The following is a 16,746-nucleotide window of genomic DNA, read 5'->3' as shown; positions in this document are numbered from 1 at the left end:
ATGATAATATTTCCTGCAATAGATATAACAAATGGCGAATGCGTAAGACTTTTTCAAGGTGATATAGATAAAAAAACTGTTTATTACAAATCACCTTATGAAGCTTTTGAATTTTGGAAAAATAAAGGTAGTAAATTTCTTCATATAGTAAATTTAGATGGAGCCTTAAATAAAGAAAACAAAAATTTGAATTTTATAAAAGATTTAAATAGTAAGTATAGTATGGAATTTCAAATTGGCGGCGGTATTAGAACATATGAAAATGCTGAAAATTTAATTAAACTTGGTTTTAATGTAATACTTGGCACTATTGCAATAGAAAATCCAAAACTCCTAAAAAAACTAGTTAAAGATTATCCAGAAAATATTATAGTATCTGTAGATTGTTTAGATGATTTTGTAACTACAAATGGATGGATTGAATCATCTTCTCTTAAAGTAAAAGATTTTATTAAATATTTAGAAGATATTGGGGTTCAAAGAATTCTCTACACTGATATTTCTAAAGATGGCGCATTAGAAGGTCCCAACTTTGAAATTATTGAATATATATCTAAGAACTATAAAATAAAACTAATTGCCTCTGGTGGAATATCTTCTTCTTCAGATATTCTTAAATTGAATGAATTAGGTGTATACAGCGCAATTATAGGGAAAGCTTTTTATGAAAATATAATAGATTTTAATACTGTTTTGGAGATGATTAAATGATAGCTAAAAGAATTATACCTTGCCTTGATGTAAAAAATGGTATGGTTGTAAAAGGACAAAAGTTTGCAAATTTAAAAACAATAGATGATCCTGTTAAACTTGGAAAATACTACTCAGAAAATGGTGCAGATGAATTAGTTTTATACGATATTACTGCAACAAATGAAAATCGAAATATTTTTACAGATATTATTAAAGAAGTCGCAAAAAATATTAATATTCCATTTACTATTGGTGGTGGTATTAGAACTATTGAAGATTTTACACGTGTTCTATACTCGGGGGCTGATAAAGTTTCAATAAATTCAGCTGCTATATTGAATCCAAGTTTAATAACACAAGCCTCAAAAAAATTTGGCAATCAATGCGTTGTACTTTCTATGGATATTAAAAAATATACTCAAGGATCTTGGGACGTATACCTTAATGGTGGAAGAAAAAAGACTAATCTTGATGCTATTGAATGGGCTATTAAAGGCGTAAGTTTAGGTGCAGGTGAAATTGTAATTAATTCTATTGACTCTGATGGAGTTAAGAATGGATATGATAATGAAATAACTTCTATAATATCAAAAGCAGTAAATGTTCCAATAATAGCATCAGGTGGTGCAGGTACTATGGAACATTTTAAAGATGCAATAAAAATTGGAAAAGCGGATGGAGTTCTTGCAGCAAGCGTATTTCATAATAAAGAAATAAAAATAGTAGATTTAAAAAACTACTTAAAGGAAAATTCTATCAATGTAAGGCTTTAAAATCACTTGCATTTTAGATATAATACTAGCAAAATAAGAAAGTGAAAAAAAATAAAAATCTTAATAAATATACAAATACTATTTATTATATATAGAGAGGGCAAAGAATATGAATAAAATACTAAGTAATCTTAAATACGATAGTGCAGGTCTTATTCCATGCATTATACAAAATAATACAACTAATGAAATCTTAATGTTAGGCTATATGAATGAAGAATCTCTTAAATTAACATTATTCTCTAACACAGTATGGTTTTTTTCTAGAAGTAGACAAGAACTTTGGAATAAGGGTGCAACGAGCGGAAATTATCTACATGTAGTTAGCATATCTTCAGATTGTGATAACGATACCATCTTAGTTAAAGCAAATCCCGATGGACCTACTTGTCACACTGGAAGTAATTCTTGCTTCTTTAATACTATAAAAGATGTTGAAACATCAAATGATAATAACAATTCTACTAAGACTTCTAACTTAGCATTTCTAGAAAAACTTTATGGAATTATTAATGAAAGAAAAAATAATCCTTTAGAAGGAGCATATACAACTTATCTTTTTAATGAAGGAATAGATAAAATATTAAAAAAAATTGGAGAAGAATCTTCTGAAGTCATTATTGCTTCAAAAAACAATGATAATAAAGAAATAATTAGCGAAACTTCAGATTTAGTTTATCACCTATTTGTTTTATTAAACTACTTCGATATAACAATTACTGATGTAATAAATGAACTCTCTTCTAGGGAGAAATAAAAATTCCACAAAATTTAGCTAATAATATATGATATAATACATTAGATATTTTAATAAATATTCAAAGCATATATTATTAGCCTAATATATGCTTTAAATTTTATTTTTTTTAACACTTTATAATACTTAAATTTAGGAGTTATTATGTTTTCTGATTATATCGGTGCCGTTTTACTTATATTTTTTGCTGAAATGGGAGATAAAACTCAATTTCTTGCAATAGCTTTTGCAACTAAATACCCTATTAAAAAAATACTTCTTGGAGTTGGAATTGGGGCATTTTTAAATCATGGACTTGCAATGCTACTTGGAAGAATACTAGTAAAATTTGTTTCAGGTAATATTATTACTTTAACAGCTGGATTAATGTTTATTTATTTTGCTTTTATGTCACTTAAAATTGATGATGATGAGACAAAAAATACAACAACAAAATACGGAGCTATTATTACAGTATCTTTAGCATTTTTTCTTGGTGAACTTGGTGATAAAACACAATTAGCCGCACTTGGTCTTTCATTAAATTCAAGCTATGTTCCATTTGTTTTACTTGGAACTGTAACTGGTATGGTTCTTACTTCTGCCATTGGTATATTTATTGGATTAAAATTAGGTAAAAAAATACCTGAAGATAAGTTAAAATTCTCTTCATTTCTTATGTTTTTGCTATTCGGATTTGAAAAAATATATTATTCATATCTACATTTAACTACACCACGTGTATTATTATTAATCATTTTACTGTCAATTATCATCATTTTTTTCACTAGCAAACGATTTTTTAATAATTACTCAAAACTTGAAACCACTAAATTAAAAAAACATGCAGAGTTATTAAAAGATACTAAAAACAAAATTGAAGAAAAAGTTGATATTTTATGCAAAGGACTAGAATCTTGCAAAGTATGCGATGGTAATAGTTGTCTTATAGGTTACATGAAGTCACTACTAAAAAGCACAAATAAACCACTTAATAAAGAAGATTCTACTAAAATAGGAGACCTTAAAAATAAAAATTTTGATAAAAATGAGGCTATTATAATAATAAATTATTTAATTGATTATTATAATAAGTATGAAAGTGAATATACTAATAATTTACAACTTTTAAAGCTTAGAGAAGCCGCAGAAGTAATTGCTTTTGGAGATTTTTCTACAAGCTCTAATTATAAAGAATATGTAGATATTATAAATAATAAAACTTCTTATTTAAAGGTACTTTAGAAATTCTCTTTCTTTTTAAGGGTGTTGCAGTGCGACCGGCGAATTCACAATCTTCGATTGCTACCATTCGCCTTGTCATAGGGCACTATTCCCTATGTATAAAAAACAGAAAAAGAATAATTTTGAGCAAGCTCTTTCTTTTAAAGGTATTGCAGTGCGACCGGCGAATTCACAATCTTCGATTGCTACCATTCGCCTCGTCATAGGGCACATGCCCTATGACTAAATATAAAAGAAAGAAAAAATTTTAGAGTAAACTCTAATTTTTTTCTTTCTTTTATATTTAATCGCACTGCTTTTTGCCTTCAAGAAAATACATCTTAAACATTCCTTTGCCTTTTACTTCTAATGGGTCTCTTTCTATGAATTCATATTCGTCTTTTACTAGTTCGTATGTGTAATCTGACATATTTATTCGCATTGGTTCACTATTACTTTCCATTCTTGATGCTGTGTTTACTGTGTCTCCAAATAGGTCATAAATATATTTCTTTATTCCTACTACTCCACCTACTAGTGATCCTGTGTGTATTCCTATTCTTATCCTCCACTCAATTTCTGAAGTTTCATTTCTTTTCTTTAGGGCCTTCATTATTTCAAGTGCTGCATTTGTAATATTTTGAGCATGTTTTTCATTCGCTTCTGGTAGTCCGCATACTGCAAAATAAGCGTCTCCTATTGTTTTTATTCTTTCACAATCATGCTTTTCCATTATATTATCAAAAGTTGTAAATATATCATTTAATTCATCTATTAAAAATACTGGATCAAACTTTGACGACATACTTGTAAAACCAACTACATCAGAAAAATATACTGTAACATTGTCAAACTTTTTAGGTTTTGTTTTTCCAAATTTCTTTAAATCATCTGCAACTTTTTTAGGTAAAACGTTTAATAAAAGTTTTTCTGATTTTTTCTTTTCCTTTGCAATTATCACTAAAAATACTGCTACTATTAATAAAAATACTCCTGCAATCACAATTATAATAAACTGAATTCTTGCCTTTTTTTCTTTTAAAATTAAATCTTCCTTCTGTAATGATATTTGTTTATCTTTTTTCTCTGTTTCATATAATGTTTGTGAATTTGCAAAGTTCTTTGCATTTTCTTGTTCAGTTAGCGCATCTTTAAATTCTGAATATAAAACGTAATAGTAATTTGCAGATTGATAATCATCTGCCTTTTGATAGTCATTTGCTAAATTTTTAAGTGACGATTCTATTCCAGCTTTATATACAATATTCTTAGCTAAATCATATGCATTTGTATGGTTATCTATTGCTTTATTATAATCTTTTAATTTATTATAAACAGTACCAATATTGTTATAGGCGTTAATAATATCTTCTTTTGAATCAAATTTTTTACTTATTTCAAGAGAACTATTATAAAGTTTAAGTGCTGTTTCAAAGTCACCATTTATTTCATTTATAGAAGCAAGATTAATAAACCCTTGCGATATTTTCTCCTCTGAATTTATTTCTATTGCAATTTTAAGTGCTTTTTTATAAAATCCATATGCTTCATCATTATAATCAAAATTTCTAAAGAAAGAACCCATATTCATGTATGTATCGCACATTCCTCTTTTATTATCATTTTTCTCATATATTTCTAAAGCGTTCGAATAGTACTTAAAAGCTTCATCAAAATTGTTCATTTCAGAATTAATAAAGCCTATATTATTGTAATTTGTAGCCATTTCCTCTTTATTATCAATTTGTTCATTTAATTTCAATGCATTTATAAAAAACTCAAGCGCCTTATCAGCAGAACCAATAGATTCATATACCGAACCTATATTATTATTTACATAAGCTTCACCTTGGATATCTTTTGAATTTTTAAATAATTCTAATGAAAGTTCATAATTTTCAAGTGCTTTTGTATAATCACCTGCTGCTGCCCATACATATCCATAGCCATTTTTAGAATATGCTTGACCTTTTATGTAATTATTTTCATTTGAAAGACCATATGCGTTTTGAAAACTTTTTATAGCATTTTCAAATTTTTCAAGTTTAATAAGAGCATAACCAATATTATTTAATGAATCTATTTCCGAAAAAATATCGCTATTATCAATAGATAACTGCATTGCTTCTTTGGCATAAATAATTGATTGATTGGCATCTTCTTCAATTAATTTTTCAGATAATTCATTTAGTATTTTTATTTTTTCTACCCCAGACGAATTTTTTAGATTATTTTTAAGAGTATCAATATCTTTATCCACTGTAAATGAAGGAAAAACTAAAATTAAAACTAATAAAAAACTAACGAAATATTTTTTCATTTTATATCCACCTTTTTTATAATAATAATCACTTATCATGTGTTTACCCAATATTAGTTAAGCAAAATATTTATTTTCTATAATTATATCATTTATACATATATTATAGAAAATTTATCTTCAATAAAACGTATTTTTAAATAAAACTTGTGAATATTATAACTTAATTAACATATTACTAGTTTTATTGTAGAATATAATTGATATTTAAATAAAATACGGAGGATAATATGAAAGAGACTTATACAACTTTATGGAAAGGAAAGATGGCTTTTGAAACTGAAATTAGCGGCCACAAATTTTTAATGGATGCAAATGAATCAGTTGGAGGTGAAGATAATGGTCCAAGACCAAAACCTTTACTTATTGCAGCTTTAACTGGATGTACTGGAATGGACGTTGCATCAATATTAAAAAAAATGCAAGTAGAAGTTGAGGATTTTAGAATACTTACTGAATCTGAAATGACTGAAGAACATCCTAAAACATACACGAAAATTCATCTTATTTATCAATTTAAAGGAAAAGATCTACCAATTAAAAAACTCGAAAAAGCAGTTTCCCTTTCACAAGAAAGATATTGTGGTGTTAGTGCCCTACTTGAAAAAGCACTTGAACTTGATTATGAAATAAAAATAATTGAATAAATAATTAAATTCTACTAATATCACTTGGCACAGTAATTGCTTTATTTACTGTTAGGAGGTGATAAATATGAGTACATTAATAGTAGTCGCATTATTAATACTTTATATGATTCTTATGAAAAAAAATAAAAAAGGAAGAGGATGCTGCGGTAGTAGTAGCTCAAATCATAAACAAAATATAGTAAAAAAGAAAAATGTAAATAAAGATAATAATAATTGTTGCCATTAGCATATGTAGCTTATGCTACAGTTAAGTATCATAAGCTACATAAAAAAGACCTATTAAATTTTAAAATTGTCATATTTTTTACACAATTTAGAGGTATAGTTTAAATATAAATTAATACAATAACTATTTTTAGGAGGTACAATTATGAATTTACTTTATGAAAAAAAATCTACAAAAGATATCAATGAAACACTTAAAGACATAAAAGAAGAATTAACTAAAATTGGATTTGGTGTACTATTCGAATTAAATTTTAAGGAAAAATTAAAAGAAAAAGGACTTAATTATGATTACAACTACTACGTTTTAGAAGTATGTAATCCTCCAAAAGCACAAAAAATATTAGAAAACGATCAGAAAATCGGCTACTTTTTGCCTTGTAAGATAGTTTTATATGAAACTGAATCTGAGGTAATTATTGGTATTTCAAAGCCAACGACTTTTATTAAAGAAATTTCTAATTCTGATGTAGTTTTTGAAAAAGCTAAAGAAGTAGAGGACGAGTTGATTAATGCTATCAATTTATCAATTTAAGTAAGATAATATTAATATATTTTACGAAATCCACTTCTAAAAATTAATATAACTCACACTTAAAAAGGTGCTACATATTAGAAAATGTAGCACCTTTTTAAGCATTTTAAATATTAATTTTTTTATAATTTAATAATTCATTGGTTTAAAGTTTAATTCTTCGTATTCTAAGAGCATTAGAAAGAACTGAAACCGAACTAAAAGTCATTGCTAATCCAGCAAATATTGGATTTAAAAAACCAAAAGCTGCAATTGGAATTCCTATTGCATTATAAACAAATGCAAAAAATAAATTTTCTTTTATATTTTTCATTACTAAATTACTAAGCATTTTAGATTTTGCTATTCCAATAAGATCACCCTTAACTAGAGTAATATCTGAACTTTCCATTGCAACGTCTGTACCTGTTCCCATTGCAATTCCAACATTTGCTTGAGCAATTGCTGGAGAATCATTAATTCCATCACCAGCCATTGCTACAAATTCACCCAGTCCTTGAAGTTCTTTAACTTTTTCAAATTTGTCTTCTGGTAAACATTCAGCTTTAAAATCATCAATTTTGAGTTCTTTGGCTACAGAAGTTGCAGTATTTTTATTATCACCTGTTAGCATTATAATTTTAACATTTAAATCATGCAATATTTTAACTGCATTTGGTGTAGATTCTTTTATAGGATCACTAACACTAACTATGCCAAGCACTTCTTTTTCATCAACAACATACATAACAGTCTGACCTTCTAATTGCATTTTTTCAATTTTCTGCTTATCAAAATTACTATTAATATTTAAATATTCAAGTAATTTTTTATTTCCTACTCCATATAAAACATTATCAAATTTTGCAACAGCACCTTTACCTGTAATTGATTCAAAATCTAAAGTTTTAACTATTTTAACTTTTCTATTTTTTGCTTCATTAACTATTGCTTGAGCTAACGGATGTTCGCTATTTGAATCTACAGCTGCTGCAATACTAAGAATTTCAGAATCTGTATATGAAGAAAAAGTTTCAACCCTTTTAAACATTGGTTTTCCTAAGGTAAGTGTACCAGTTTTATCTACGAGTATAGTATTCACTTTTCTCATTTGTTCAATAGCTTTTGCATTTTTTATAAGTATACCATGCTTTGCTCCTTTGCCTGTACCAACCATTATTGATACTGGTGTAGCTAAACCTAGTGCACATGGACAAGCAATTATTAATACTGAAATTGCATTTACTACTCCAACATCCCATTTGCCAATAATAAGTCCCCAAACTAATAATGTACTAAATGAAATTAATAAAACAACTGGCACAAAATATCCCGAAACTTTATCTGCTATCTTTTGAATTGGTGCTTTTGATCTCGATGCTTCATTTACCATAGTAATTATTCTAGCAAGAACCGTATCACCTCCAACACTAAGTGCCTGCATTATAAAACTACCATTCGTATTTATAGTTCCACCTATAACTTTTTCCCCAATGCTTTTTTCAACAGGAATTGGTTCACCAGATATCATAGATTCATCAACGACACCTGCTCCTTCTATAACTTTACCATCTACTGGTATCTTATTTCCTGGTTTCACTCTTATATTATCATCAACTACAACTTCACTTAAGTTTACCTCAATTTCTTCACCATTTCTTATAACTATAGCTGTCGCAGGAACTAAATTTAGTAATTCCTTTATTGCGGAGTTTGTTTTTGTATGTGCTAAAAGTTCTAACATTTGACCTAAAATAACTAGTGTCAGTACAATCACTGTGGTTTCAAAATATACTGGCGGATATCCATTTGAAGCTAGTATTTCTTTTGGAAATATACCTGGCATCATTGTCGCAAAAATACTAAATATCCATGCCACACCTGTTCCTATTCCTATTAATGTAAACATATTTAAAGATTTATTAATTATGCTTTTGATGCACTTTGAAAAAATAAATCTAGAACTATATAAAACTACTGGAATCGATAATATAAATTGAACAATTAAATTCACTTCACGCGAAAACATATTTTCTATAATAACATCAAGACCAGGTATTAATTCACCCATTGCAAAGAATAATATTGGCAGTGATAATATTGCAGATGTAATAAATTTCCTTTTCATAAGTTTATAAGCAATTACACCTGCGTCATCGCCTTCTTCTTGTGCACCAAATGAAATAACTTCGGTCATATGCATGCCGCAAATAGGGCAATCTCCAGGATTCGGGTAAGTTTTCTCCCCTTCACATTGCATAGGACATATATAATTTTTCCCATTAGAGTTTATTTTTTCAGGAATAAAAACTGATTTATTAATTTCAGCATCAAAATAGCTACACTGACAATTGTTTATACAGCTTCCATCACAATCCTTTTCACCACAAATGCATACACCATTTTGATTATGTTTATCGTAACTCATTTGATGCTCATGTCCTTCATGATTCATTTTATGATCATGTCCTTCATGATTCATCTTATGCTCATGTCCTTCATGATTCATCTTATGCTCATGTCCTTCATGATTCATCTTATGCTCATGTCCTTCATGATTCATTTTATGCTTATGTCCTTCATGACTCATTTTATTGTTTTCATCAAGTTTTACTAACTTCATACCACATATTGGACATTTTCCTGGATTATTATATTTTTTTTCTCCTTCACATTTCATTACACATTGATACATAAAACCTCCTATAATAATTATCATTTACTAATAAATAATACTTATTATATACCCTAATGTAATTTTAATAATCATTATCAAAATTATTTTTTTATACAAACTTTAGACTTTCTTAATATTTATTTTGAAGAAACTTTTAAATTATGTTTTACAATATACTTACATTAAGAAATATGTAAAGAAAGAGGAGGAATAAAAAATATGAATTTACCTGAACTAAAACAAGCAAAAAATTTTTTTGGGAAAATTTCTTCATCATTTATTGATAGATATAAAGTTGTTTTTTTAATTATATTTTCAATAATCATTATGGGGTTAATATCGTATAGTAATATACCTAAGGAATCCGTTCCCGATATATCTCTAAATCGTTTGTATGTTCAAACAGCATATCCGGGTGCTTCGTCATCAGATATTGAATCCCTTGTTAGCATTCCAATTGAAAATGCAGTTCAAGGATTAGATGGCGTTGATTCAGTATCATCTACTTCTAACAACGGAATTTCAAGTATTATAATAAAATTTAGCGACGATTATGATATGGACAAAGCTCAAACAGATGTTAATAATAAACTAAATAACGTTTCACTTCCCGATAACACAACGGATCCTTATGTTGGTGTTATTGAAACTGGCGAAATTCCTATTTATGCTATCACTGTTGCTGGTGATTATGACCTTGTTGCTTTAAAATCTTACGGTGAAGATATTAAAGCTAAAATTGAAAGAATAAATGGTATAAGGAAGGTTGAATTAACTGGTGGATATGAAAGAGAGATTCAAATCCATGTTGATTTTAATAAACTAAGTGAATATGGAATGGATATATCCTCTATAAAAAATGCACTTGCTGGATCTAATATCAATTTACCTTCTGGGAAAAAAGGAATAGACGGTGAACTTGTTAACATTTCGGTTGATGAAAGTTTTAAAAATATAGAGGACATAAAAAATATACTTATCACTTCTAATACTGGAAACAGCGTATTTTTAAAAGATGTTGCATCTGTAAGTGATAGTCATAAGTCTCCAGATAACTATTCTAGTTATTATTTAGCAAATGGTGATAGTAAAACTTCAACACCAGCTGTATATTTAACTGTATATAGAACTAATGGTTATGATATTGTTGAACCTTGCGACGAAATATCAAATTTATTAGTTGAATCAAAAGGGACTCTTGTACCAAATGATGTAAATCTAATAACTACTTCTGACAACAGTAAACAAGTTCAAGATGATCTTTCCACTGTAACGAACAACGCATTAAGCGGGCTTATTACTGTAATAATCATACTTTTTATATTTATAGGATTAAATGAAGCTCTGATCGTTTCTACAGTAATTCCATTATCATTATTACTTTCAATTGCTGTTATGGATAAAATAGGTCTTTCACTTAATAGTATTTCATTAACAGGTTTTATAATTGCACTTGGTTTATTAGTTGATAATGCCATAGTTATAATGGAAAACGTTGATAGGCTTCGTGAAAAAGGCGTAGATAAAATTACTGCTTCAAAAGCTGGAACAAATCAAGTTGGACCAGCAGTTGTTTCAGCGACTTTAACTACTATAGTAGCTTTTTTACCAGTAGTATTTACAACAGGAATTATGGGGAAATTTTTATCCGTAATGCCGAAGACTGTAATAATAATCATAACTGCATCTCTTCTTATGTCTATGGTTGTTACTCCATCACTATGCGCAAAATTTTTACCAAAATTTAAAGTTAAGACGCGTGAAACAAAATTCACAAAAAAACATTTTCTATCTAGCATTTTTATTTTTCTTCTAGCACTTTATGCTTTTGCAAATAAAATGAATATAAGTTTAACAACAGTAAGTATAGCAATTACATTTACTCTTATTTATTTGCTAAAAACATATTTGTCTAATAAATCCAACAGGGAAAACGGAAAAAGTTTTGTTTTAAAATACAAAGCATTTATAAAAAAACTATTAAAAAATAGATTTCAAAAGATTACTATTTTACTACTTACAATAGTTGTTTTTTTAGCTTCAATTATGACAATTCCTCTTGGTTTATTAAAGCTTGAACTTATTCCATATGAGCCTCCTGCTTCTATAAACGTATTAATAACTGCACCAATCGGTACTCTAATTGATGATACAAGGGATATTGTATATAAAGCAGAAAATAGTATATATAAATTTAGCGATATTGAGTCTTTCAATACTACTATAGGAAGTGATGGTGACAATAAAGCTAAAATAACTATAGAACTTATAGATTCTGATAAAAGGAAACTAAAACAAGATGATTTAATTAATTCACTAAGAAATGAAATTGATAAAATTCCTGGTGCTAAGTTTGAAATTGAATCTGTAACAAGCATGCATAAAATTTCTTCTGGTAAAGAGGTAAGTATTGGAATCGAAGGAGATAATTTAGATGAACTTAACCTTTATGCAAAACAATATTATGACGTTTTAAAAAACATTAAAGGAACTGTTGATTCAAGTATAAGTAGTGAAAATGGATTAAGAAAACTATATATAGATATCGATAATAATAAAGCAACTACTTATGGTCTTAATGTATTATCTATCGCCAACGAAATAAGATACGAAATATCAGGTGTTAAAGCTGGTATTTATAAAGAAAATGGTGACGAATATGATATTACAATTTACTATAATAACAATAAGATTCAAAGCGTAAAAGATTTTGATAAAATATTTTTTAAATCTAATAATGGTGAACTTGTTAACTTTAATGAAGTTGCAAAAATAAAATATCAAGATGGTATTGGTCAAATAGAAAGAATAGATGGAAAAAAAGTTGTGTATATTGAAGCTAATGTTGCCTTTGGATATAATGCAAACGAAATAAGTAAAGAATTTAGTAAAAAAACTTCATCCATAGAGCTTCCAGACACAATAGATAAAGTACTTAGTGGACAAAGTAAAGATTTTGCTGAGCAAACAACTAATATGATGATTAATTTTATGATCGCCCTCTTATTGGTTTATATTATTTTAGTAATTCAATTTAACTCTCTTATTCAGCCAATTGTCATTTTATTAAGTGTACCATTTGCATTTATTGGAGTTGTATGGGGTCTTATCTTAACTGGAAATAATTTAGGTTTCTATGCTATGTTTGGAGTTGTCGCACTAGTTGGAATTGCAGTAAATGATGCAATTGTTTTAATAGATTATATTAATTATTTAAGAAAAAATGGAACAGAAAAATACGAAGCGATTTCAGAAGCTGTTAAAACAAGATTCCAACCAGTAATTGCAACTTCTTTAACAACTATTGGTGGTGTTTTATCCCTCGCAATTTACAATGAAACTTTTAGTCAATTAGGCTTTGCGCTTATATTTGGTCTTGTTGCTTCAACTTTATTAACACTTCTAATAATTCCAATCGTATATAATGCGATAGATAATATTAGTAAGTATATTGCAAATTTATTTTCAAAAAAGAGAGGTGCTATAAATGAAGAATAAAAAAAGAATGATAACTCTTATAATAATATTAGCTGTAGCAGTACTATTTGGACTAAGAATTGGAGGAAATTTACAAAACAAAAGATCATCCAAAATTAACCCATCACAGAGTTTTGCCGAGGACTCTATAAAAGCTACTCCTATAACAATAGCTAGGGTAAAAAAAGAAAAAATAGATGATACTATTTTTACAATTGGCGAAGTATCTCCTACTACAAAATATAATGTAAATTCAAAATTGAACGGTGAAGTCGATAAAATTTATTTCAAAGTTGGAGATACTGTAAAAAAAGATGATCTACTATTTACTATGAAATCTGATGTTTATTCATCAGACAAAAACTCAAATTTATCAAAATTAAAAAACCAACTAGATATTGCAAAAACATCTCTATCTCAAGCAAAAAAGAGTTTTGACGATACTAAAAAACTTTTTGAATTAGGAGCTTCTTCAAAGGATCAATTAGACAGAGCATCATTAAACTATGATAATTCAAATGCTAATTATAAAAACGCACTTAGTTCATATAACAGTTTAAAGGTATCATATAGTAATCAAAATGATTTATATAAAGTAAAAAGTCCAGTTGATGGCATAATAACAACAAAAAATATTGAAGAAGGCATGTTTGCATCTCAAAGTAATGGATTTACTATTATTACAAATAAATCTTTACTAATTAAATCAAAAATATCATCAAAATATATTAATTCAATTAAAGTAGATCAAGAAGTAGATATTTATATTAATACTATTGATAGAAATTACAAAGGCTTTGTATCATCTATATCATATAGTGCGGTTAAAGGTTCTTACCCAATTGAAGTAACAATAATAAAGCCTGATGAATTTATATATTCTGGAATGTACGGAGAACTTAAGGTTAAGCTTACTACTAAGGAAAATGTTCTTACAGTTCCTTTAAACTCAATTGTTAAAGAAAATAATGATTCATATGTTTATAAAATTATTAATGATACTGCCATTAAAACTACTATTAAAACAGGAATTATAAATAATAATTTTGTAGAAGTAAGTGGAAATATAAAAACAAATGATAAAGTAGCTCTAAAAGGAAAAGAATTTCTTAAAGATAATTCAAAAGTCATGATACAATAAAACTACGGGGGAGCTTTCTCCCCTTTTACCTTATTTAAAGTCTAAAATGGTTGGTGAAATATGATAAAGAAAAAACCTAAAAACAATGAAATAAAAAGACTTAGATTCAAATTTTTTATAACCTGGCTTTTAACTTTGATTTTCCCCATAATAGTTGTACTTTCATATAATATTGCTATTCATGGAAAAGATTCAATAAAAGAAATAACGAATCCAAATTTTTTTAATGATAAGGTTTTTCAAATACGAACTCTAAATGGTTTTGAGTACTTTATAAAAGAAATTAACAACACTATAATAGAAAAACCTTCTCTTGATGACATGACAAATTTAATTGAAAATTTCAATAAATCCAATTTTAATAACTTTGATTTTTTAGACACTTTTTTAATAATCAAAAAAAATAACAATCTCGAATACTTTAAAGTTTTAAATGGAAAATTTACTGACGACGATATTGATAACTTCAAAACACTTGAAAAAAATACTTTGCCTAAATTTAAATCTGGAAAAGAAACTAATAATGAAGAAATATTTAATAAAACAGGCTATGTTGTAGCACGTCAAATCGATTTCTATTTTAATGATGATAGTAAAGGAAGCATATTTATTTTTAAAAAATATACAAATATTAGAGCGAAAATTGCAAATGTAGTCGGTAAAAACTTATTATTTTTAGTATTTGTTATGCTTTCAATGCACTCAATTTTTGCCTATAAAATGTCCAAAAAATTCACTCAGCCTGTTGAAAATATGATAATAGCAACTAATGAAGTTAAAAATGGAAATTATAAGCATTTGATTCAATTTGAAAATGATTTTATACTTAATGAACTTTCATCTTCTCTTAACGATATGATACGTTCTCTTGATGAAGCTAACGATTATAGAATTAAAGTTGAGACTACGAGAAATGATTTTATAAATTCACTTTCTCATGATCTAAAAACTCCGCTTACTTCAATTAAAATTCATATAGAAGCACTGAGAGACGGAATTGCAAATTCTCCTGAAAAAATGGATAAATACATTAAAAATATACTTATTAAAATTCAGGACCTAAACAATATGTTTGATGAGTTAAAAGTATTTAATGAACTTGATAGCAATAACAATAATTACATTTATCAAAATGTAGATATTAGTTTATTTTTAAATGATATTATAGATGAATTAAAATACGAATTTGAAAAGCAAAATGTAAATGTTAATTTTAAAAATTTATTAGAAGATAAAAATACATTTACTAAAATAGATATTGATAAAATCAAAAGAGTAATATTTAATATCGTCACAAACTCTATTAAATATGCTAATACCAAATATCTAAGTATTGAAATAAAATTAGAAGATAAAAATGAAAATGAATTTTATATTACTATCAAAGACAATGGAGTGGGAATAGAATTAAATAAAGCTGATTTAATCTTTGATAAATACTACAGAATCGATGAATCAAGAAATCAAAACACACCTGGAAGCGGACTTGGTCTTGCAATTGCTAAAACTATAGTTGATAATCATAATGGGAAAATATACGTAAATACTAAAAACAAAGTCGGTCTAGAAATAAAACTAGAGCTCAAGAAGGTGAACATATGAAAAAAATACTAATAATAGAAGACGATCTATCTATAGGTGAGGTTGAAAGAGATTATTTAGAAATTTCTGGATTTGAAGTTGAAGTAAAAAATAATGGATTATCTGGATTAAAATCAGCACAAAGTAATATTTTTGACTTAATAATTATGGATATAATGTTACCTGGAATTGACGGTTTTAAAATAACGAAAGAACTTAGAAAAACTATTGATATACCAATTATTATGGTAAGTGCAAAAACTGAAGAAATTGATAAAATTCGAGGCCTCGGACTAGGAGTTGATGATTATATGACCAAGCCATTTAGCCCAAATGAATTAGTTGCTAGAGTAAAAGCGCATATATCAAGATATGAAATGCTAAAATCATCAACAATAAATAAAAATAAAATTGTTGAAGTTAAAGGCATTACAATTAATACAGAAAATAGACAAGTATTTGTAAACAGCAAAGAAATTGATTTAACTGTAAAAGAATACGATTTACTATTACTTCTAACTTCTGCGCCAAATAAAGTCTTTACAAAAGAAGAGATTTTTGAAAAAGTATGGGGATTTAATTCAGAAAGAGATATTCCAACAATTACAGTCCACATAAGAAAACTAAGAGAAAAAATAGAGTTCAACCCATCAAAACCAGAATATATAATCACCGTCTGGGGAATTGGTTATAAAATAATTAACTAATAAAGCTGTGCATAAAAAGATAAAAACA

At 27.3% G+C, this 16,746-nt stretch carries 13 protein-coding genes; 11 read left to right on the top strand and 2 right to left on the bottom strand.

Annotated features, from left to right (window positions below; genetic code table 11):
• The 4 genes from hisA to AACH12_RS04550 all read left to right on the top strand — a co-directional run bounded on the left by hisA (position 1) and on the right by AACH12_RS04550 (position 3,447).
• Positions 1–711 carry a 1-(5-phosphoribosyl)-5-[(5-phosphoribosylamino)methylideneamino]imidazole-4-carboxamide isomerase gene (gene hisA / locus AACH12_RS04565; RefSeq protein WP_338536895.1) on the top strand — a complete coding sequence of 237 codons (711 nt, stop codon included), beginning with the start codon at positions 1–3 and terminating at the stop codon, positions 709–711.
• A complete protein-coding gene (gene hisF, locus AACH12_RS04560) occupies positions 708–1,466 on the top strand; it encodes an imidazole glycerol phosphate synthase subunit HisF (protein ID WP_338536894.1) in 759 nt (252 codons plus the stop codon). The genes hisA and hisF overlap by 4 nt, the downstream gene beginning before the upstream one ends.
• A 109-nt stretch (positions 1,467–1,575) precedes the next feature.
• A complete protein-coding gene (gene hisIE / locus AACH12_RS04555; protein ID WP_338536893.1) occupies positions 1,576–2,223 on the top strand; it encodes a bifunctional phosphoribosyl-AMP cyclohydrolase/phosphoribosyl-ATP diphosphatase HisIE in 648 nt (215 codons plus the stop codon).
• A 144-nt stretch (positions 2,224–2,367) separates the two neighbouring features.
• Positions 2,368–3,447: a TMEM165/GDT1 family protein gene (locus tag AACH12_RS04550; protein ID WP_338536892.1), complete on the top strand. Its 1,080-nt coding sequence runs from the start codon at positions 2,368–2,370 to the stop codon at positions 3,445–3,447.
• Positions 3,448–3,730: 283 nt separating this feature from the next.
• Here AACH12_RS04550 and AACH12_RS04545 read toward each other — a convergent pair whose 3' ends face one another.
• Positions 3,731–5,746 carry an adenylate/guanylate cyclase domain-containing protein gene (locus AACH12_RS04545; protein WP_338536891.1) on the bottom strand — a complete coding sequence of 672 codons (2,016 nt, stop codon included), beginning with the start codon at positions 5,744–5,746 and terminating at the stop codon, positions 3,731–3,733.
• Between the two features lie 230 nt (positions 5,747–5,976).
• Between AACH12_RS04545 and AACH12_RS04540 the strand changes: the two genes are divergently transcribed.
• From AACH12_RS04540 to AACH12_RS04530, 3 genes are all read left to right on the top strand, one after another.
• Positions 5,977–6,393, top strand: coding sequence for an OsmC family protein (locus tag AACH12_RS04540; protein ID WP_338536890.1), 417 nt, complete (start codon positions 5,977–5,979; stop codon positions 6,391–6,393).
• 67 nt (positions 6,394–6,460) lie between these two features.
• On the top strand, positions 6,461–6,622 hold the full coding sequence (locus AACH12_RS04535; RefSeq protein ID WP_338536889.1) for a hypothetical protein: 162 nt from the start codon (positions 6,461–6,463) through the stop codon (positions 6,620–6,622).
• Positions 6,623–6,766: 144 nt separating this feature from the next.
• Positions 6,767–7,156: a DUF302 domain-containing protein gene (locus AACH12_RS04530; protein WP_338536888.1), complete on the top strand. Its 390-nt coding sequence runs from the start codon at positions 6,767–6,769 to the stop codon at positions 7,154–7,156.
• Positions 7,157–7,301: 145 nt separating this feature from the next.
• Here AACH12_RS04530 and AACH12_RS04525 read toward each other — a convergent pair whose 3' ends face one another.
• Positions 7,302–9,830, bottom strand: a complete 2,529-nt coding sequence (locus tag AACH12_RS04525) for a heavy metal translocating P-type ATPase (RefSeq protein WP_338536887.1) — start codon at positions 9,828–9,830, stop codon at positions 7,302–7,304.
• Positions 9,831–10,031: 201 nt separating this feature from the next.
• Between AACH12_RS04525 and AACH12_RS04520 the strand changes: the two genes are divergently transcribed.
• Genes AACH12_RS04520 through AACH12_RS04505 form a run of 4 tightly spaced genes read left to right on the top strand, consistent with a single transcriptional unit; the run spans position 10,032 to position 16,718 of the window.
• Complete coding sequence (locus tag AACH12_RS04520) at positions 10,032–13,310, top strand: efflux RND transporter permease subunit (protein ID WP_338536886.1); 3,279 nt, start codon at positions 10,032–10,034, stop codon at positions 13,308–13,310.
• The gene (locus tag AACH12_RS04515; protein WP_338536885.1) at positions 13,300–14,430 is read left to right on the top strand and encodes an efflux RND transporter periplasmic adaptor subunit; all 1,131 of its coding nucleotides are present in this window, start codon (positions 13,300–13,302) and stop codon (positions 14,428–14,430) included. The genes AACH12_RS04520 and AACH12_RS04515 overlap by 11 nt, the downstream gene beginning before the upstream one ends.
• Before the next feature lie 60 nt (positions 14,431–14,490).
• Complete coding sequence (locus AACH12_RS04510; protein WP_338536884.1) at positions 14,491–16,032, top strand: HAMP domain-containing sensor histidine kinase; 1,542 nt, start codon at positions 14,491–14,493, stop codon at positions 16,030–16,032.
• Positions 16,029–16,718 (top strand): response regulator transcription factor, encoded by a 690-nt coding sequence (locus tag AACH12_RS04505; RefSeq protein WP_338536883.1) that lies wholly within the window; start codon positions 16,029–16,031, stop codon positions 16,716–16,718. The genes AACH12_RS04510 and AACH12_RS04505 overlap by 4 nt, the downstream gene beginning before the upstream one ends.
• The last annotated feature ends 28 nt before the right edge of the window (positions 16,719–16,746 follow it).

The sequence above is a fragment of the Helicovermis profundi genome (genome assembly GCF_033097505.1).
Lineage (GTDB): Bacteria > Bacillota > Clostridia > Peptostreptococcales > Acidaminobacteraceae > Helicovermis > Helicovermis profundi.
The sequence above is the reverse complement of the archived record's forward strand: the minus strand, read 5'-3'. Positions and strand labels throughout refer to the sequence as shown.